Raw genomic sequence first — 18,992 nt, 5'->3', positions numbered from 1 at the left:
TCGTTCAGGCAGCTTTGCGGGTGCGGTGTACCAGTGAGAGAATCTCGGCGGCGGCGCGCGGGATATTGGTGCCGGGACCGAAGATCGCCGCGACCCCGGCCTGTTTCAGGTAATCATAATCCTGGGCAGGGATGACGCCGCCGCAAATTACCAGGATATCCTCTGCCCCCTGCCGCTTCAGCGACTGGATGAGTTGCGGCACGAGAGTCTTGTGTCCGGCGACCTGGCTGCTGACGCCGATGACATGCACGTCATTTTCGATCGCCTGCCGCGCCGCTTCATCCGGCGTCTGGAAGAGCGGACCGACATCGACATCGAAGCCGATATCGGCAAAGGCCGTGGCGATGATCTTGGCGCCGCGATCGTGTCCGTCCTGGCCGAGCTTGACCACCAATAGGCGCGGTCGGCGGCCTTCGATCTTGGCGAATTCCTTGATCTCTTCCTGGATGCGGCGGAATTCCGGATCGTCCTGATAGGCCGCGCCATAGACGCCGGCGATCGAGCGGATTTCCGCCTTATGGCGCGAGAAAACCTTTTCCAAGGCGCTAGAAACCTCACCGACCGTGGCGCGGGCGCGCATCGCTTCGACACTGAGCGCGAGCAGATTGCCATTTTCGTTCTGTGCCGCCTCGGTGAGCGCATTGAGCGCCGCCTCGACCTTGGCGGCATCGCGGCTGGCCTTGATCTTTTCGAGCCGGGCGATCTGCTGCTGGCGAACCTTGGTGTTGTCGATATCGAGGACATCGATCTCCGCCTGCTGGCCGGACTGATATTTATTGACGCCGACGATGATATCCTCGCCGCGGTCGATGCGCGCCTGGCGCCGCGCCGCGGCTTCCTCAATCTTCAGTTTCGGCATGCCGCTTTCGACCGCTTTGGTCATGCCGCCCAGGGCTTCCACCTCGCTGATCAGCTTTTCCGCTTCCTTGACCATGCTGTCGGTCAGGCTTTCGACATAATAGCTGCCGCCCAACGGATCGATCACATGGGGAATCCCGCTTTCTTCCTGGATGATGAGCTGGGTGTTGCGGGCGATACCGGCCGAGAAGGGCGTCGGCAGCGCGATGGCTTCATCCAGCGCGTTCGTGTGCAGCGACTGCGTGCCGCCCAGCACCGCCGCCATGGCTTCGATGGTGGTGCGGACGACATTGTTATAGGGATCCTGCTCGGTCAGGCTGACGCCCGAGGTCTGGCAATGGGTGCGCAGGGCTAAAGATTGCGCGTCCTTGGGATCGAACTGCCGCATCAGTTTCGCCCAGAGATAGCGGGCAGCGCGCAGCTTGGCGATTTCCATGAAGAAATTCATGCCGATCGCGAAGAAGAAGCTGAGGCGAGGCGCAAATTCGTCGACCTTCAGACCCTTCGACAAAGCGGCGCGGACATATTCCAGGCCGTCGGCGATGGTGAAGGCCAGTTCCTGCACCGCCGTCGCCCCGGCTTCCTGCATATGATAGCCGGAGATCGAGATCGAGTTGAATTTCGGCATGTTCTGCGCCGTGTATTCGATGATATCGGCGACGATGCGCATGCTGGGTGCGGGCGGATAGATATAGGTATTCCGCACCATGAATTCCTTGAGGATATCGTTCTGTATGGTGCCGGAGAGCTGATCCAGGCGAACGCCCTGTTCCTCGCCCGCAACGATGAAGCCGGCAAGGACCGGCAACACCGCGCCGTTCATGGTCATGCTGACCGACATCTTGTCGAGCGGGATGCCGTCGAACAGAATTTTCATATCCTCGACGGAATCGATGGCGACGCCGGCCTTGCCGACATCACCTTCCACTCGGGGATGATCAGAATCATAGCCGCGATGGGTAGCGAGATCGAAAGCGACGCTCAGGCCCATCTGGCCACGGCGCAGGTTCTCGCGATAGAAGGCGTTCGATTCTTCCGCCGTCGAGAAGCCGGCATATTGGCGGATGGTCCAGGGGCGGTTGGCATACATGGTCGCCCGGGGACCCCGCACATAAGGAGGCAGGCCGGGCAAAGTGCCGAGCACTTCCAGCTTTTCCAGGTCTTCGGCTGTATAAAGCGGCTTTACCGCAATGCCCTCCGGCGTATGCCAGGTGAGGCTATCGGGATCGGCCGCTTTCAGCTCCTTGGCCGCCAATTTACGCCAATCGTTCAGCGGACCCTTCGGAAAATCGACCACGCTACCCTCCCCCAATATCAATCTTACCGACCACCGGGGTGTCACCCGAATTTCACAGCCGGCTTGCGCTAAAGCCGCATTTCGCGGCGCAACATGGCAGGAATATAGCCAAAAATCCGCGCCCTCGTCCAGAAATCGTCCAAATTTATGACAAGCCTGTGCGAGCTGCCGTCAGCGCCGATAGAGCGCTTGAGGGACGCCGTTATTCCATCTCGTGACGGCAGCAATCACAGCCTTGGATCTATTCAGGGCTTCGCCTGATATGGCGCCGGAACCCAGGCATATCGGCCATTGTCGAAACGGACATGTCCGATACCGGGGAAAGAAAGATGAGCCCCGCCCACCAAATAGCCCTGCCGAGCCGCGCCCTGAAGCACGCGTTGGCGGGTAGCAATGGCCATTACGGGATCGACGTCATAATCGATCGTGAGCGTGGGATCGGCGAACTGCACTTCGGCGGCGTGGATGATGTCGCCCCAAAGCAGCAGCTGTTTTCCCTCGCTCTCGAGCATATAGCCGGTCAGCCCGGGCGTATGGCCATATTCCGGGACAGTGCGGATGCCGGGAAACAGCTCTGTCGGCCCATCGAAGGTCTGGAGACGTCCGGCACGTACATAAGGATCGACCGTCTGGTGTGACTGGACAAAGGTGGTCCGGCGATTGGCGGGTGCCTTCGCCTCCTCTTCGGCGCTCAGCCAATGCGCAGGATCGCGCCGGTCGACATATACGATGGCCTTGGGGAAAACCGGCTTGCCACCGATGCTGAGGCCGCCCGAGTGATCCCCATGAATATGGGTTAGCAGGATCACATCGATATCCTCCGCGCTATATCCGCCGGCGTGCAGATTAGCAACCAAATAGCCTGAGCTCGGCCCGAACAGCACGCCCGCACCGGTATCGACCAGGATGCGCTTCTCGCCGGTATCGATGAGATAGGCGTTGATCGAAAGCTCGACCGGAAGGGCCTGATGCGACGCCGTAAAAGCGGCGCGCACAGCCTCAGGCTTGCTCATGATCTTGGGCAGATCCCGTGGCGCGGTGCCATCGGAAAGGACTGTGATCCGGAAGTCGCCGAGACGGAAACGATAAAAACCGGGCGCTTGCTGAGCCACCCAGCCGGTCGCAACAGAATGAGCGAGGGGCGAGGCGGGCTTAGCTGTTATGCTGCATGCCGAGACGGCGAGCGCCAGCATTGCGGCCGAAACGAACGGGAATTTCATGACAGGACCTTTCGAATAAGGCGAGCGATGGGCGGGGAAGCGAGCGTGAGGTCGCCTCCCCGTTCGGTCACATCAGCGATTCACTTCTGGCGGTTCACACCTGTGGTTCACTTCATCAAGGCATTGCGGACGGCTTCACCGACCTGTTCAAGCGCCGCCTGGGTGCTGGGGACATCCTTGATCCCGTTCAGCAAGACGAAATCATGGATCGTGCCGTTATAGCGGGTCGCGGTTACCGGCACGCCGGCTTCCTTCAGCTTACGGGCATAGGCTTCGCCCTCGTCGCGCAACGGATCGTTTTCGGCGGTGATCACCAGTGCCGGCGGCAAGCCGCGCAACTGGTCGAGCGTCGCCCGCATCGGCACCGCATAGGGATTCGCCCTCGTCTTTGCGTCCGGCGCGTAGATGTTCCAGCCGAACTGCATGAAGGCACGCGGCAGGAAGCGGCCCCTATCGAAATCGCGATAGGACTGCGTCTCGAAATTAGTGTCAGTTGCTGGGATGAGGAGTACCTGCAACCGGATGTCCGGTCCGCCGCGATCCTTCGCCATCAATGCGAGGGCAGCGGTCATATCGCCACCCACCGAATTGCCAGCGACGGCCATACGGCTGCCATCCAGACCGAGCTCGGCACCATGCGCTGCGATCCATTTGGCCGCTGCATAACTCTGCTCGATCTGGGTCGGGAAAATTGCGTCCGGAATCGGCGTGTATTCGACGAAAACGGCGGCGGCACCTGACCGGACCACCAGATCACGGACGAGCCGCTTGTGGTTTTCGAAATTGCCGGCGATCCACACGCCGCCATGGATAAAGAGCAGCACCGGTGGCGTTCCGGTAATATGCTCCGGCTTCATGATGTAAAGCTTCACGCTGCGGCCATCCTGGCTGATTGTCTTCTCGGAATGATGACACCCGAGAGGTCAACCGGTGTCTTGGCCTGTAACCCGGTCAGCACCGCCCGCACCTGCGGCCCGGGAAGCGTCCAGAAGGGGCTCGGGTCCTTGTTCACGTTCGACAGGAACGCCCGCACCTGCGGATCGATGCGGAGGTCCTTCGCCGCATCGGACGCGGCATTGGCAGTCTGGATCATGGCGGTGAGTGCTCCTAAGACGAAGATTGAGGTCAGAAAACGGTTCATTGTCGTACTCCTAGAAGGGATCTGGGTTACAGCCGAGACAGGTTTCCCTCGGCACATCCCCTGTCTACGCCCACGAAACCGGCTTGATTATTCGGAGATTTCCGCAAAGATTGTGCCATGGGTGGCACAATCGAGTTCCATATGGAAGCCCACCTCAACGATACTCTCGCTTTCATCAAAGTCGTCGAAGGCGGCAGCTTTACCGCCGCCGCCCAGAAGCTTCGCCTCCCCAAGACAACCGTCAGCCGACGTATCCGCGAGCTCGAGTTGAAATTGGGCGCGCAGTTGCTTCATCGCACGACCCGGCGGCTGAGCTTGACGGAAGCGGGCGCGGTGTACTTCCAGCAATGCCGCCACATCGTCCAGGCGCTGGCCGAAGCCGAGGCATCGGTTGGACAGCTGCAGGGCCGGCCGCGCGGCACGCTGCGCGTCAGCTCATCCTATTCGTTGATGCTCAGCCTGGTCGGGCCTTTGCTGGCGGAATTCCGCTCGCTCTATCCCGAGGTGCATATCGACCTCGTCCTCAGTCACGCTCGACCTGGTCGAAGAGCAGATCGACGTCGCGCTCCGCATGGGGCCGCTGGTTGACTCCGCATTGGTCGCGCGACGCCTGGCGGTGCTACCCAATCGTATTTACGCAAGCCCCGCTTACCTGGCCGAGCATGGGGAGCCCGCGCATCCTTTCGATTTGCAACGCCATTCCGCACTGGTCACCCGTATCGCCCGGCGCGCCGGCGGCTATGCTTGGACAATGAGCAGGGACGGCGTTGTCGAAAGCTATGAAATTACACCGGTGATCGAGGCCGATGATCCGGAGATTCTCAAGGCGCCGCTATTCGCAGGCGCCGGCCTCATGATGGCGACCGATATGATCATGGCCCGCCATGTAACCGACGGACTTGTGCGGCCGATACTGCCCGGCTGGTTCGGCCGTTGCCCCGAACTCCATGCGGTCTTTCCGCGCGGCCATGTCCAGCCGCCGAAACTGAGGGCCTTTGTCGATTTTCTGGTTGAGCGGCTGAGCAAAGAGCCGGCGGTTGGAAAAATCGCTCGGGAGGCTTAAAGGCATCCGGCGCCGTTCCGCAAAACACTAGGCTTCAGCCCAATTCCATCAGTGCGTCGATCTTGTCCTGGCCCATGATTTCGGCATGGCCGTGAATGACTGCGCTGGCCTGACCGATCAGGTCCTGAAGATTATGCGAGGCGCGGGAGGCCACCAGGCGGAGGACATCATCCTCGCCTTTCGTCAGCAACTGCTCCAGCCTGACGACCGAGAGCGCCACCAGGCGGTTCATTTCACCCACCAGCCGGTCAAATGGCTGGCGGAATTCCGCCGGGACATAGTCGTAGGCTTCGATCGCCAGATCGCGATCGGCGATACCGCTTTGGGCGAAATGCTCCTGATAACTGAGCGGTCGCCATGCCTTGCAATCCTCCAGACAATCCGGAAGATCGGGGATGAGCTCCAGCAGCATGACGATTTCGTTGATATGATTCAGATAATCGGTCGCGAGCAGGGTTTCTTCGTGAACATTCGAACCACGCGCCTGCAAGCATAATTCCAGATAGCGGCGCTGACATTCGTCGCCGCCCGGTCTTTTCCCGCTCGTATTCTCGGGCTTCACGTCGCATCACCCCTTCTGGCCGGGTCATCGATCCCGTCATCGGCCCCAGACTGGCGCTGCCACCTTTATAATTCGTTACTGCGCTTCGGGAGGCGCAACTCAAGGTCGGACACGAACAAAAGGCTGCGGCGTGTCGAAACCTTTCAGCACCGCCTGGTCGGCGAGAACCGTCAGGTTGCTGAGCAGTGGCGCTAATGACTCGCCTGCTGCCACCTCCGCCGAGAGGATCAGGTCACCGCCGACGGATTGGCCCTGTAGCCGCGCCGCCATATTGACGGTCGAACCGAAATAATCGAGCCGGTCATTCAAGGTGACCGCGATCACCGGACCGGCATGAATGCCGAGCTTGATCACCAACCCCTCGCTCAATCCGTTCTCGCGATTGAAATCGGCGATCCGGCCCTGGATTGCGAGTGCCGCCGCGACCGCCTGGTTATTATCGATGAAGGCCGCCATGACGGCATCGCCGATGGTCTTCACCACGGTGCCTTCATGGGCCCGGATGACGGCCGTCAGAAAGGCGAAGTGATTGCGCACCAGGCGATAAGCCGCCGCATCGCCGACCCGGCGATACAGCGCCGTCGATCCCTTGAGATCGGTGAAAAGCAGAGCCACATGACCGACCGTCACGTCGTCGCCCGGCCGCAGCACATCATCGGAGAAGAGGTCGCGGAAGGCTTGAAGGGCCGTCACCCGGTCGGCGGTCAGGGCCTCGGCAATCCAATGCCGATCCTCGATCACGAAGGTCCGCCACCTGTCGCTGCGGTTTTCCAGGCGGATCGTCGCACGGCCTTTTGGACTTCGCGGGTTTTCGCCCGCAATGGAAAGATCATCCCGCCGGATCGTGTCGCCGAGATGAGCAAATGCCAATCGATGATCATCGTGCCAGTCGATCTCCTCGACCGGACCGCCCTCGAAAGTGCGCAACCGAAAGGGACCTGGCACAAGCGCGAGCGAGAAATCCCGGTTTTCGCCGGGAGCGATCGCAACCTGCAATTTCACATGCGGTTCCGACATCGGTCCCCAGACACAATACTCGCCCGTCTCCAGCGCGCGGATCGCCGGGCTCGGCCGGAAGCTGGCTTCGACATTGCGGGAGAATTCGCGGTCGTAATCGATATTGCAGGTGGGACAATGCACCTTCCGCGGCAGTTGGTCGAGGGTTCCCGACCAGGCTTTCGCGCCGCGGCAACTTGGACAAAGCAAATCCCAGCGCAATTCCAGCAGGCCGCTGCGCACCGCCTGCAAACAGAGCTCGATCACGTGCAAAGCCGGCCGGTTCCATCGATGCGCCAGGCCCAGTGGTCGAATATGCCAAAGATCGACTTCCTGAGCCGTAACCACGAAATCGGCCAAACGTCGGGCAAGGCCATGGCCATTCGGGGTCGCCTCGATCTCGGCGATGATCCGGTCGAGACGGCTTCGCAACCCCGGCGAGACTGGCGGCGGCGTATAGGGAAAGACCTGTTCCGCTTCACCTTTGGCATAGGCATTGGCCGAGGCCGTCATACGCCTGAAGCTGCGTTCGGCCGCGCGGAAGAAACCGGTCGCCAGGACCAGCCGGCCGAACCAATTGGCGGGACTCGCCCTCACCCGGTAGGTCATGCGGCAGCCGCGATCGCTTGGTTCGAGCTCTATTTCCGCCCCGAGGAAGCGCAGCGGGCCGCGCGTGAATAGACGATTGTGTTCCAACCATTGCCCGCTGATCCAGTTCGCCGGGATCTCGCGCCATTCGAGTTTGACCGGTCCGATCTTCGCCCTGGCGATGGCAAGGACGCTACCATCCGGTTGCACCGTTTCGCTGACGATATGAATCGGCAGGCCGCTTGCTTCATTGAACCTGGCCGTATCGGCCATCAACGACCAGATTACCTCCGGCGGATGGTCGAATTCGGTGATCCAGGTCCGGCTCTGCTGCTCAGCCATCGGTACGATCTCAATTGCGCCGCTGTGTCGGACAGGATCGCCCGATGAGTGATCATTGGGCAAGCACGCGCATCACCAGGCAAGGGCCGGCATGGCGTAATCCGCTGTCACTTCATAGTGCCGCAGCAGGCCCATGGTGGCTTGGCGGTCGATTTCCCCATCCTTCAGCACCTCGCCGTGATGGATGCCGCCGCCGAGGAAAAGCGATTTTGCTCCCGCCGCCATGGCCCCCGCCACATCGGTGCGGCAGGAATCACCGATCGCTAACACGCGCGCCGGGTCGTCGACCTGCATTTCGGCAAAACATCGCTGATAGATGCCAGGATAAGGCTTGCCGTTATAGATCACCTTCCCGCCCAGTTCCTGGAACCGGGCAGCGATCGCACCCGCACAGATTTCCGCGACGCCGCCGCGATGAACCAGGAGATCGGGATTGGCGCAGATCAATGGCAGCCCGTCCCAGACGGCCCGGCGCAACACCTCCTCGAACTGCTCGACCGTATCCTGCGGCCCGTCAACCCCGATCGCCAGCAGGAAGCCGGCGCGGCTGACATCCTGCACCACGTCCAGATTTAGGCCGCTCAACAGGGTTTGGTCCTTTGCCGACATGAAGGGGTAGACAGCGCGGCCGATATGGCGGAATTCCGGCGTCGGGCGATCATGCAATTGGTGCCAGGTTTCCTCGCCGGACGAATAGATTCCGTCATAAAGATCCGGCGTGATGCCCATTTCGGCGATCCTTTTCGCCACCTCACCGATACGGCGCGGCGCATTGGAAATGATCGCGACTTTTTTGCCAGCCCGGCGCAGGTGATGCAGGCAGTCCATCGCCGCCGGATAGCAGGTCACGCCATCATGCATGCAGCCCCAAAGGTCAAGGATGACGCAATCGATCTGGTCGATCAGGTCACGGACGCCGCGCGGAAAAAGGAGTTGATCGGGCATGACAGCACTCAGTCCAAAAGAAACAAAGCGGAAATGATGGCAAGACGGCTTTGCCCGGCAACGGGACCTAAGTCAATGGCCGTGATTTAAGTGAGCGGACTGGCCATTTCGCTGCGCACCAGGCGCGGCTCGCCGAACAGATAGCCCTGGCCGAAATCGATGTGCAAATCCAGCAATTCGCGCAACATGTTTTCGTTCTCGATCCCCTCGACGATGAGGTCGATGGCATAGGAATCGAGAATGCGCTTCAGCGCGCTGGGATCGTCCCCGATCTGGCCGGCGGAGACCGCCTCCAGCAGATTCGTCGCGTCGAGCTTCAGGAAGCGAAAATGCCGACTGGAGAGATCGGCGACATCGATATCCAGGCTGTAGATCTGATCGATGGCGAAACGGAAGCCCATCTGCGCCAGCCGGCCTAGGTCGCCCCACAGTGCCGGATCGGCATTCTCGATCGCCCGCTGGGAGAACTCGAAAATCAGATTGGGCGCCAATTCGACGTGCTGTGACATCAGATTGATGAATTGCCGGAAGAAGTCGCGGTCTGCCAGGGTGTAATGGGAGATGTTCAGGAAGAAGCCGGTCGTGGCATTCGAGCGGCGCAAGCGGCGCAGCATCTGAATGCAGCGGAACAGCATCAGATTGTCGATCGCCGTGATCAAGCCATGCCGTTCGGCAATGTCGATATATTGTTCCGGTACCAAAACGCGGTCCTGGCCAACGCGGATCGGCGAGGAACATTCGAAATAGCGCCGCTTGCGCTGCGGCAGGCTGACGATCGGCTGGACTGCCAGCTCGACACCGTTTTCCCGCAGACCATCGCGCACAAGATCGAGAATGGTGCTTTCGTCCAGCCCTTCGGCGATGGGCGGCATCGGCAGACTAGCGCCATTGGCTTCGGTCGGCGAGACGGCTTTTCCGGCCTCCGCGGCAGCAGCGGGTGCAGGTTTCTGGACTTGACGGCGTGCCGGGTTGGGCTTTTTTTCCGATTGAACAGCGGCGGCCTGTCCCAAAGCCATCGGCGCACCGGCGGCTGCCGCGGCAGCCACCGGCGCAGCGGCAGCCTTTTCAGCTTGCTGGGAGACCGTGTCATTGGCACGGGCGGAGTAAAGCCGCTCCACCAACGACTGGAGCACCTTCACCTCGGCCACCACATTGCCGACGTCCGGTGCCGCCTGATTTTCCAACGCCGTTAGCGATTCATCGATCCGCTCCACCGTGACGGTGAGGCGCTGCTGATCGCCATAAAGGCGGTTCATCGCCTGTTCGACCTCAGCCATCTCACGGCGCAAGGCTTTGTTATGCGCCGCCAGGGCCAGCAGAACATGCAGCAGCGCCGCGAACAGGAGGATGAAGCCACCGGCGATGATCGCTATCTCCAGCTTGATCATCGGCAGATGACGCGGCAGGCCATACGCCAGAACCGCAGCGGCCAGCGCATAAAGACAAAAGATCAGGACGTGAGATCCGCGTCGCATCGTTCGTCCTGCTTAACGGTTTACGGTTAAGACTGCATTAAGGCGCGCTTTCATGCACGATGATCAGCGCCGACCGCCGCCGAAACATTATCGAAGCCATCCTTCGCCAGCAGCTCGGCGAGATCCCGGTTGATCCGGGTCACCAGTGCGGGCCCGTGATAGACCAGCGCGCTGTAAAGCTGCACCAATGAAGCGCCAGCCCGGATCTTGGCATAGGCCTCTGCCGCATTGGAAATTCCGCCGGTGCCGATGATCGGCAGGCGCCCTCCGGTCAGCCGATACATCTGGCGCAGAATCTCGGTTGATAAAGGGAACAGCGGCCGCCCGCTCAGCCCGCCGGTTTCCTTGGCCAGCAGCTGATCAATCCCGGCCGGGCGGGTGATGGTGGTGTTGCTGACGATCAGCCCGTCGAGCCCGGCCGACGCGCCGGGTCCACTTTCCAAAGCGACGGCGGCGATATCGGCCAGATCTTCCGATGTCAGATCCGGCGCGATCTTCAGCAACAGCGGCGGCGCCTGGTCCGGCAGGGTCGCGGCCAACGCCTGACGGCTACGGCGAATCAACTCCTGCAGCGGCGCTCGACCTTGCAAGGCGCGCAGACCGGGCGTGTTGGGTGAAGACACGTTGATCACGAGGTAATCAGCAAAAGGCGCCAACCGGCGGATACCGATTTCGTAATCAGCGGCGGCGTCTTCGGTCGCCTTGTTCTTGCCTAGATTGATGCCGAGGATGCCCTGGCGATTGGATAGTCCGTTCCGCCCTGCCAGAAGTTGGGCCATAGCCTCAGCACCGGCGTTATTGAACCCCATGCGGTTGATCACCGCTTCGGCCTGGGGCAGGCGGAACAGCCGGGGGAGCGGATTGCCGGGTTGCGGCCGCGGCGTGACACTGCCGATCTCGACAAAACCGAAGCCCAGGGCCAAAGCCTGCCGCCAAACCTCGCCATTCTTGTCGAATCCTGCCGCCAAGCCGACCGGATTTGGAAAATCCAGCCCCCAGAGACGCTGCCCCAGGCGCGTCGCTGTTAACTTATCGGGCGCTGCCATGCCGAGGCCCGCGGGCAATCCCAAGCGGAGCGCCCGGACGGCCAACCGATGGGCGCTTTCCGCCGGGAGGCGGCGCAAGAGCGGCCCCACATATCTATAAAAATCGACGGCCATGACGTTCCGACGGTCCCGTTATTATCCTACGGCGCAGCGGCGCCCGCCCTATGCTGGGGAGCCTATAGCAGGCGTCCGCCGGAAGACCAACCCGCCAACAGTCGTCGATTGATATATTTGCATTCTGAGAATAGCTCATTGCAAAATGCAAATATCTGGTTTGCATAATGCGAAAAATTCCTTGCTCCAACTAGCAAAAATTTCGAAATTGTTGGCAAATCATTGCAATTGTGAGCTTTTCGAAGGGTCCTAGGATGGGATCAAGATTGGCATAGGATTTGATGCGTCAGCATGGCGCCGGACCATCGCGCATTGCGCCAGGAGCCCGCGTAACGCTGATAACGAAAAAGGACAAGAAGGAGGCTTGACTATGTTGCAACACGTAGATGTGTGGCGCGGCATCGACCGGCTCGCGGCAAAATACGGCCTGTCCCCCTCTGGCCTGGCCCGCCGCGCCGGACTTGATCCGACGGCATTCAACCCAAGTAAGCGGATTACCCGAGAAGGCCGCCCCCGCTGGCCCAGCACAGAATCCCTCTCCAAGGTTCTCGCGGTGACCGGCGAGAGTTTCAGCGGCTTCGTGACTCTGACCGGCGCGCCGGGCAGCGGATTTGAAGCGACACCCGGCGGCAATCGGATCATCGCCAAGACGGGGCAGCCCGTACCCGGGGCTCGTGCTTTGCCGGTGGTCGCCTTCAGCCGGGTCGCGGAAGGAGATTGCTTCGATGCCAATGGCCGGCCGCAAGGCACCGCCTGGGGCCGCATTTCATCGACCCTGGCGACCGATCCCGATGCTTATGCCATCGAGATCAACGGTCACGATTTCGACCCGATCTACCGCGACGGTGATGTGGTCGTGGTCTCGCCGGGTGCGGAAATCCGCCGTGGCGACCGCGTCCTGATCGGTACCGCCGGTGCCGGCGTGCAGATACGTCGGCTTGGCCGGCGCGATACTGACGGACTTTATCTCGAACCGCTGGCAAAGAACGGTGTGGCGACGAATACGGGGCAATTCCTCGCCGCCGATCAGGTGCAGTGGCTGGCCCGCATCATCTGGGCATCACAGTAAGCGTAACTGGCACCGTCAGTGGCTTAAGAGCGGAACGCCAGCACTGACGGTCTCACGGTCTGGGACGACGAACGGTCATGGGCTGCGGCAACGCGGCCCATGAACGTTTTGAGACGAATTATCGCGTGATAGATGTCTTAGAGGGCGACGTGACGCGCCCGCGCAGCCCGTTCGATCGCGGCAGCCGGCAATTTGCCGACATCCAGCGTATCGCGGATCATTTCCAGCAAACGCGCCTCTTCCTGGGTCACCTTGCCATCGGCTGCGGCGACATCGCAGGCCAGCGCGTAAGCGGTTTCACGCAACTTCACCGGGAGCGCCTTCTTGATGTCCTGCAGGATATTCATCAGACCGTTATCGCCCTGAAGCCGGTCGACACAAGCGCCCGAGGTCTTGGCGATATCGTTGCGGTCATAATCCCGGAACACCGGCAGATGGCCGATGATATCGCCGATTGAGGTCATTTCCGCATCCGACATATCGCGATCGGCAGCGGCCATCAGCACCATCGTATAGATCAGCGCGGCATGGTGATTGATCATCGTTTACTCCGGTCGTTGGTGGATCAGGCGGAAACGGCGGTCAATCTAACGGGATCGGACGGAAACACAAGACCCCCGCGCGATACAGCATCTGCCGTTTCAAGAAAGGTTGATACCGCCGCTTATCGCGGTCTGTGGCGCGGTATCGGGCTGAACAGGCGGATTGAGAAACTCGGCCGTCCGCCGCACCACCTCGGCGAGGCCAAGCCGCTCCACCGTGACGCCCTCCGGGAAAGCTGTCAGCAGCCGCGACGGCATCGCCTTGTCGAGCAGCACGAAAACGCCGTGGTCATCGGCCCGGCGCACCAGCCGCCCGAAAGCCTGCTTCAGTTTCAAACGGGTCAGCTGGTCATCATAGGCCGTGCCGCCGAAATGCGCCTTGCGAGCCTTGTGCAGCAAATCGGGGCGCGGCCAGGGTACCCGGTCGAAGACGATCAGCCGCAGCGCCCGGCCTGGCACATCGACGCCGTCGCGCACGGCATCGGTGCCGAGCAGACAGGCGTCGATCTCGCCGCGGAAGATGTCGATCAGCGTCGCCGTCTCCACCGCATCGACATGCTGGGCGAGAAGATCGATGCCGGCCTGTTCCAGGGCCGGCGCGATCCGGCGGTGCACCTCACGCAGCCGGGCGATGGCGGTGAAAAGGCCGAGCGCGCCGCCGCCGGCCGCGAGAAACAGGCTGCGATAAGCGGCAGCGACCTGGTCTATCTCGTTGCGGCCGATATCGGTGACGATGAAGACCCGCGTCTGGACCGCATAATTGAAGGGCGAAGCCACGCGGGCCCGCATCGCCGGCAGCGGCAGATGCGCCGCACCGGTTCGCATTTCCGCTGCCGCCCAAGCCTCCGCCGTACCGCTGCCATCGGTCAGGGTCGCGGAAGTGACGACGATGCCATGGGCCGGCTTGGCCACCACTTCGGCAAAGGGCTTGGTTGGATCGAGCCAGTGGCGGTAATGGCCGACATCGAGCTCCCTTCCGTCATTGCGATCGAGGGCGAACCAATCGACATAATCGGGCGCCATCGCATCGAGCGCCTGGCCATCGCGCAAAGATTCCAGCATCGACCGCCAGGCGCCAATCTCCATGTCGGCGCGACGGGCAAGGCCGCGCGACAGCGCCTCGATACGCAAGCGCATCGGCGTGTCCAGCGTATCGGCATCTTCATCCAGCCGCTTGGCGAGGCGGCCGGCGAGATCGCGCAACGGCCGTTGCAGCGCCGCGAAGGCCTCGTCGAGCACGCGGGCCGCCTCGGTCACGCGCTCATCCAGCGGCAAAGTGGCGGTTTCCAGCGTATAGCCGGCGCCGTCGCTGGGTGCTCGGGCTAAAACCTGTCGCCGCACCGCGGCCAAATAAACTTCGGTCGGACCCATGGGATGGCCATCGATCAGCCGCTGATGCCAGCCTTCGCTGGCCAGAATCCGAGCTGCATCTAGACTCTGCTGCAGGAGGTCGATCGCGCCGGCGTCATCCAAAACGAGGTCTTCGATGCGCCGCTTGAGACCCCTGGCGCGGCTTGACCGGCCGCCTTCCCCACCCAGCAGCCAGCGCCGCAGATCGAGCGTCTCCTGGCCAGTCAAATGCGCGGCGAAGGCGCCGTCGATGGCGGCGAAGAGGTGATGGCCTTCATCAAAGACGTAGCGGGTCGGCAATTGCTTTTCATCCGGACCGAGTGCTGCCTGGATCATCACCAGCGCATGATTGGCGATCACAATCTCCGCCTTGCGCGCGCGGCGAACCGAACGTTCGATGAAACAGCGGCTGTAATGCGGGCAGGCGGCATAGATGCATTCGCCACGCCGATCGGCGAAGCCCTGGCTGCGATTGAGGCCGATCAGGTCCGGCAGCCAGCCGGGGAGATCGCCCCCCACCATATCGCCGTCACGCGTCGCCATCACCCAGCGCGCCATCAATCCGGCTGCGATAGCCAAGGACGGTTGCGCGGCATTACCGGCGATCTCCGCCAGATTGAGCAGGCAGAGATAATTCTCCCGCCCCTTGCGGATGACCACCTTGCCGGCTTTCAGCGCCGGATTTGCATAAAGTCGGTCCAGCTCTTGATCGATCTGGTGCTGCAGGTGCCGGGTATAGGTGCTGATCCAGACCGGCCCCTGGTTCTTGCGTGCCCAGAGGCCCGCCGGCGCCAGATAGCCCAGCGTCTTGCCGACACCCGTGCCGGCCTCGGCAAGCACCAGGTTGGGGCTGTCCGGCTCCAGGCGCGGCGTGAAGGCCGGCACCAAGGCGGTGGCATAATCCGCCTGTTGCGGCCGTTGCTCGGCGCCTTCGGCCAGCAATTGCGCCAGATATTGCCGGGTTTCCTCAACTTCGATCGGCAGGGAAGCCGGTGCCGGTTCGGGTGCCGTCTCGCTCCATTCTGGCAGATCCTCCCAAACCGCGATGCCCGGCGCGGCCCGCCCGTCGAAATCGCCGGCCTGCAGCGCCCGCAGGACGTCCGGCGCCCAGATCCAGCCGGCTTTTTCCAGATAGCGCGCGAGCCCGATCAGGCGCCGGCGCCGGCGATCAGTCGCCGCGAGTTCGCTCAGCAGGGCTCGCGCCGCCTGGCGCAGCAGCGGGGCTTGCAGCGCCAGACTGTCCGACGGGGATGCTGCCGCGGGCAACGGCAAGCCCAGCGCCTCGGCCAAACCACGCGGCGTCGGGAGGCAGAAACTGGCGGGACGGACAAAGGCGAGGAGTTCCAGCAGGTCGTAAGCGGGAAACCGCTCGCCGCGCAAACGCCGCGCCGTATTGGGCAGATGACAAAGCAAAGGCGGCGCCGCTCGGGCCCGCTGCAAGGCAGCCTGCGGCGCCAGCCGCTCAACGGCATCGCTTAGCAAGCTGTCGCCGGGCAGCCAGATCACTTCGGTAAAGCCAGCCAACAGTACCGGCCGCCGGTTGATCGGCAGGGACTTTGGGGTGGCGTTAGGCTCAAGCATCCGAGGCAGGCCGGCAAGGGGAGCTGCGAAGGGAACAGATATGAAACATCGCCCTGTTATGGCGAAGCCGGCGCGCTCTGGCAATCCCGTCGCGCATCTTTGATGGATAGCGGAACGGGCGGCAGTATGGGTTACATACCCGCCGGCAGCGGGCGAACAGTCTCGGGATTGACCTTTTCGCCGATCTGCCAGGGACGCCGCGGATCAGGGCGACCGAAATAATAACCCTGGAGATAATGCACCCCGGCCCGCGTCAGCACTTCGGCGTCTTCCGCATTCTCGACGAACTCGGCGATCGTCTCGAGGCCGAACGTTTCAGCCAATGCGAGCAGATTGCGGATAAAGAGCTGATTGTCCTGGCTGCGGCTGAGATTACGCACGAAGGAGCCATCGATCTTGACGAGATCGACCGTCAACGCTTTCAGGTGCCGGAACGAGGTGAAGCCGGCGCCGAAATCGTCGATCGCCACGCGGCAGCCCAGATCGCGCACCGCATTGACGAAACGGGCGGATTCCTCGATGTCGTGTAAAGCCGCCGTTTCGGTGATCTCCACCACCAGGCGTGGGCCGATATCCGGCGTCGCCTTGACTGCCGACATGAGCGCCCGCAGCCAGGTCTGGTCGGTCGCCGTCAGACCGGAAATGTTCACCGCAAGATCGATATCGTGATGCGCGCGCAATTCCTCGACGGCGAGATCGAGGACATAGCGATCCATCACCTTGGTCATGCCGAGCTGTTCGACCACCGGCACGAAAGCACCTGCGGAGATGATTTCACCGCGTTCGCCGCGCATCCGCAGCAAGCATTCATAGCTGGCCACTTCCTGCGTGTCGGAGCGCACGATCGGTTGATATACGAAAGACAGCCGGCGTTCGCGCATCGCCGCCTGAACCTGGGCGGCGATATCAAGATTACGGCGGAACAGCAAGGATTGCTGTTCGGAGGCACGATAGACGCTGAAGCAGCTGCGTCCCGCCTGCTTCGCCTGATTGAGCGCGGTTTCGGCCTTGGCGATCAGATCATAGGCGGTGTTGACGAAACCGGGGAAGAAGACGCAGCCGATCGACACGGTGGCCGGAATGGCCTCGCCTTTGATCTCGATCACCTTGTCGCGCACCACTTCGATGATGCGCTCCATGGCATGAAGCACCATCTCCTCGGGGCATTGGGTGAGAATGACGCCGAAGCAATCGCCGCCCAGACGACCGATGACATCGCTGGCGCGCAGGAAGCGGTCGAGACGCTGGCCGATTGTCACCAACAGGGCGTCGCCGATTTCGTAACCGTAAGCATTGTTGATCAGCGCCAGCTTATCGACGCCGATGACGATGAAGGCGCCCGGGATGGAAAAGCGGCGCGCATAGCTAAGGGCATGTTCGAGCTCTTCGCGCAGGCGGCGTTTATTATAATGGCCCGTGAGATCGTCATAATTGGCGATCCGCTCCAGCCGCGCCTCGCTTTGCTTGCGATCGGTGACGATGCGCAAAGTGCCTGACATGCTAACCGGCACGCCGTTCTCGCCCATCACGGCCCGCCCGCGATCATGCACCCAGACCACCGAGCCGTGGCCGCTGCGCAGGCGATACTCGCAATCGAAGGTTCGGGCCTGGGCGAAATGGTCGGACAGCGCCTTCAGCCGGATTGGCAGATCTTCCGGATGAACCCTGTTGTTATAACTATGGCCGGTGAGAATGGCAGAAGCGGCCGGCATCGAGGGGGGAATTGCAGCCGAAGATGCCAAGCGATCCGCCGCAGCGCTTTCGCCAAACATCTCCTGCGTGTTGCCAACCCAATAGATATTGTCGCTGGCAACATCCCAGAAATAGGCCACATCGCCCGAACCCTCCACCGCCTGGCGCAGCCAGTCGAGCGGATTTGGTTCGCTTTCGGGCGTCATACTGCTGACTGTCGTCTCGCCCAATGGGATTCCCACAACAGGTGCCTTTATTGCCTTTTTGTTACGAGCGAGCGTCCAACGCCCCGAACGAGTCACGGTAGGTGGAGAGCGTTAATAACCTCTAAAGGTTTCGCTCACATTGCGAAGCAACATATTATAGTTAACAGATTTTTGCCGATAAGTTTATCAAAGACATGCATACAGGAGGGTGTTTCGCCCTTGTTCTGCCCTTAATTATGCCTCAGTCTATGCCCGTTACCGTACCGGTTGCCGGATGAGGGGGCGACACTGCGGTGTAGACGGATCTGAAGCTTGCTGGGCCCTAGCGGCTGCATAATGTGGTCAATGCCATTATGGCCGATTTGATCAAACCTGTTGCGACCTATCGCGACCTGTCGGTTACCGCCGCTGCCGAAGCGCAGTCACGGCGAAACCGCCAGCGCGCCTTGTTGCAGGAGGATGGGCCGGCCCGCTTGGCCACGCCGGTCGAACAGCCGGCTGCGCGTGAACAGGAAAAGTCCAGCTATCAAGCGATCCAGGATGCAGTCGGCAAGGCGCAGGAACGTGCCGCCGAACAGGAACCGCAGTTTCTGGAAAACCAGGACAGCAGCCACCAGGCCAGCAAAACGGCCCTCGCGCAACGTTCGACCAAACAGATCGAGGCGCGCGATGAGGAGGAGATCGGGGACGAAAGCGATGGGTCGCTGGAGGATCTCGGTCTTGCCGATGACGAGAGCCTGAGCGCTCCTTATGCGGCCCAGGTCTTGGCCCAGGAATACCTCGGTGAGGGCCTGCACATTCCGCCCCTACAACCGGCCGACGAAGCCTATCGCCGCGCCGGTGCCGAGCCGCCGCTGGTCACCGAGGATGCCTCCCCGAGCGTGATGAGCCTGGCGATCTGAGCG

The 18,992-nt window shown here is 61.6% G+C and carries 14 protein-coding genes and 1 pseudogene; 3 read left to right on the top strand and 12 right to left on the bottom strand.

Features of this window, described 5'->3' with window-relative positions; all coding sequences use genetic code 11:
• Positions 1-4: 4 nt before the first annotated feature.
• The 4 genes from scpA to SMD27_RS06235 all read right to left on the bottom strand — a co-directional run bounded on the left by scpA (position 5) and on the right by SMD27_RS06235 (position 4,516).
• A complete protein-coding gene (gene scpA, locus SMD27_RS06250; RefSeq protein WP_320507458.1) occupies positions 5-2,155 on the bottom strand; it encodes a methylmalonyl-CoA mutase in 2,151 nt (716 codons plus the stop codon).
• Positions 2,156-2,400: 245 nt separating this feature from the next.
• A complete protein-coding gene (locus tag SMD27_RS06245) occupies positions 2,401-3,375 on the bottom strand; it encodes an MBL fold metallo-hydrolase (protein ID WP_320507457.1) in 975 nt (324 codons plus the stop codon).
• Between the two features lie 107 nt (positions 3,376-3,482).
• Positions 3,483-4,247 carry an alpha/beta hydrolase gene (locus tag SMD27_RS06240; protein WP_320507456.1) on the bottom strand — a complete coding sequence of 255 codons (765 nt, stop codon included), beginning with the start codon at positions 4,245-4,247 and terminating at the stop codon, positions 3,483-3,485.
• Positions 4,244-4,516, bottom strand: a complete 273-nt coding sequence (locus SMD27_RS06235; RefSeq protein ID WP_320507455.1) for a hypothetical protein — start codon at positions 4,514-4,516, stop codon at positions 4,244-4,246. The genes SMD27_RS06240 and SMD27_RS06235 overlap by 4 nt, the downstream gene beginning before the upstream one ends.
• A gap of 117 nt (positions 4,517-4,633) precedes the next feature.
• On the opposite strand from SMD27_RS06235, the pseudogene SMD27_RS24105 reads away from it, so the two are divergent.
• Positions 4,634-5,579 (top strand): annotated as a pseudogene (locus SMD27_RS24105) (LysR substrate-binding domain-containing protein).
• A 34-nt stretch (positions 5,580-5,613) separates the two neighbouring features.
• Here the strand turns inward: SMD27_RS24105 and SMD27_RS06220 are convergent.
• From SMD27_RS06220 to SMD27_RS06200, 5 genes are all read right to left on the bottom strand, one after another.
• The gene (locus SMD27_RS06220) at positions 5,614-6,141 is read right to left on the bottom strand and encodes a hypothetical protein (RefSeq protein ID WP_320507452.1); all 528 of its coding nucleotides are present in this window, start codon (positions 6,139-6,141) and stop codon (positions 5,614-5,616) included.
• Positions 6,142-6,240: 99 nt separating this feature from the next.
• Positions 6,241-8,067, bottom strand: coding sequence for an adenylate/guanylate cyclase domain-containing protein (locus SMD27_RS06215; protein WP_320507451.1), 1,827 nt, complete (start codon positions 8,065-8,067; stop codon positions 6,241-6,243).
• 72 nt (positions 8,068-8,139) lie between these two features.
• Positions 8,140-9,012 (bottom strand): TIGR01459 family HAD-type hydrolase, encoded by an 873-nt coding sequence (locus SMD27_RS06210; RefSeq protein ID WP_320507450.1) that lies wholly within the window; start codon positions 9,010-9,012, stop codon positions 8,140-8,142.
• A gap of 86 nt (positions 9,013-9,098) precedes the next feature.
• Complete coding sequence (locus tag SMD27_RS06205; RefSeq protein ID WP_320507449.1) at positions 9,099-10,487, bottom strand: EAL domain-containing protein; 1,389 nt, start codon at positions 10,485-10,487, stop codon at positions 9,099-9,101.
• 50 nt (positions 10,488-10,537) lie between these two features.
• The gene (locus tag SMD27_RS06200; protein ID WP_320507448.1) at positions 10,538-11,647 is read right to left on the bottom strand and encodes a quinone-dependent dihydroorotate dehydrogenase; all 1,110 of its coding nucleotides are present in this window, start codon (positions 11,645-11,647) and stop codon (positions 10,538-10,540) included.
• 370 nt (positions 11,648-12,017) lie between these two features.
• Here SMD27_RS06200 and SMD27_RS06195 point away from each other — a divergent pair, with 370 nt between their 5' ends.
• Positions 12,018-12,716 carry a S24 family peptidase gene (locus SMD27_RS06195; protein WP_320507447.1) on the top strand — a complete coding sequence of 233 codons (699 nt, stop codon included), beginning with the start codon at positions 12,018-12,020 and terminating at the stop codon, positions 12,714-12,716.
• A 137-nt stretch (positions 12,717-12,853) separates the two neighbouring features.
• On the opposite strand, the gene SMD27_RS06190 is transcribed toward SMD27_RS06195, so the two are convergent.
• The 3 genes from SMD27_RS06190 to SMD27_RS06180 form a co-directional block, all read right to left on the bottom strand.
• Positions 12,854-13,258, bottom strand: a complete 405-nt coding sequence (locus SMD27_RS06190; RefSeq protein WP_320507446.1) for a tellurite resistance TerB family protein — start codon at positions 13,256-13,258, stop codon at positions 12,854-12,856.
• Between the two features lie 99 nt (positions 13,259-13,357).
• The gene (locus SMD27_RS06185; RefSeq protein WP_320507445.1) at positions 13,358-16,189 is read right to left on the bottom strand and encodes an ATP-dependent DNA helicase; all 2,832 of its coding nucleotides are present in this window, start codon (positions 16,187-16,189) and stop codon (positions 13,358-13,360) included.
• 131 nt (positions 16,190-16,320) lie between these two features.
• Positions 16,321-18,111: a putative bifunctional diguanylate cyclase/phosphodiesterase gene (locus SMD27_RS06180; RefSeq protein ID WP_320507444.1), complete on the bottom strand. Its 1,791-nt coding sequence runs from the start codon at positions 18,109-18,111 to the stop codon at positions 16,321-16,323.
• A gap of 329 nt (positions 18,112-18,440) precedes the next feature.
• Between SMD27_RS06180 and SMD27_RS06175 the strand changes: the two genes are divergently transcribed.
• On the top strand, positions 18,441-18,989 hold the full coding sequence (locus SMD27_RS06175) for a hypothetical protein (protein ID WP_320507443.1): 549 nt from the start codon (positions 18,441-18,443) through the stop codon (positions 18,987-18,989).
• Positions 18,990-18,992: the final 3 nt, after the last annotated feature.

This window comes from Dongia soli, assembly GCF_034044715.1.
GTDB lineage: Bacteria > Pseudomonadota > Alphaproteobacteria > Dongiales > Dongiaceae > Dongia_B > Dongia_B soli.
This window is presented reverse-complemented; position numbering and strand designations above follow the sequence as displayed.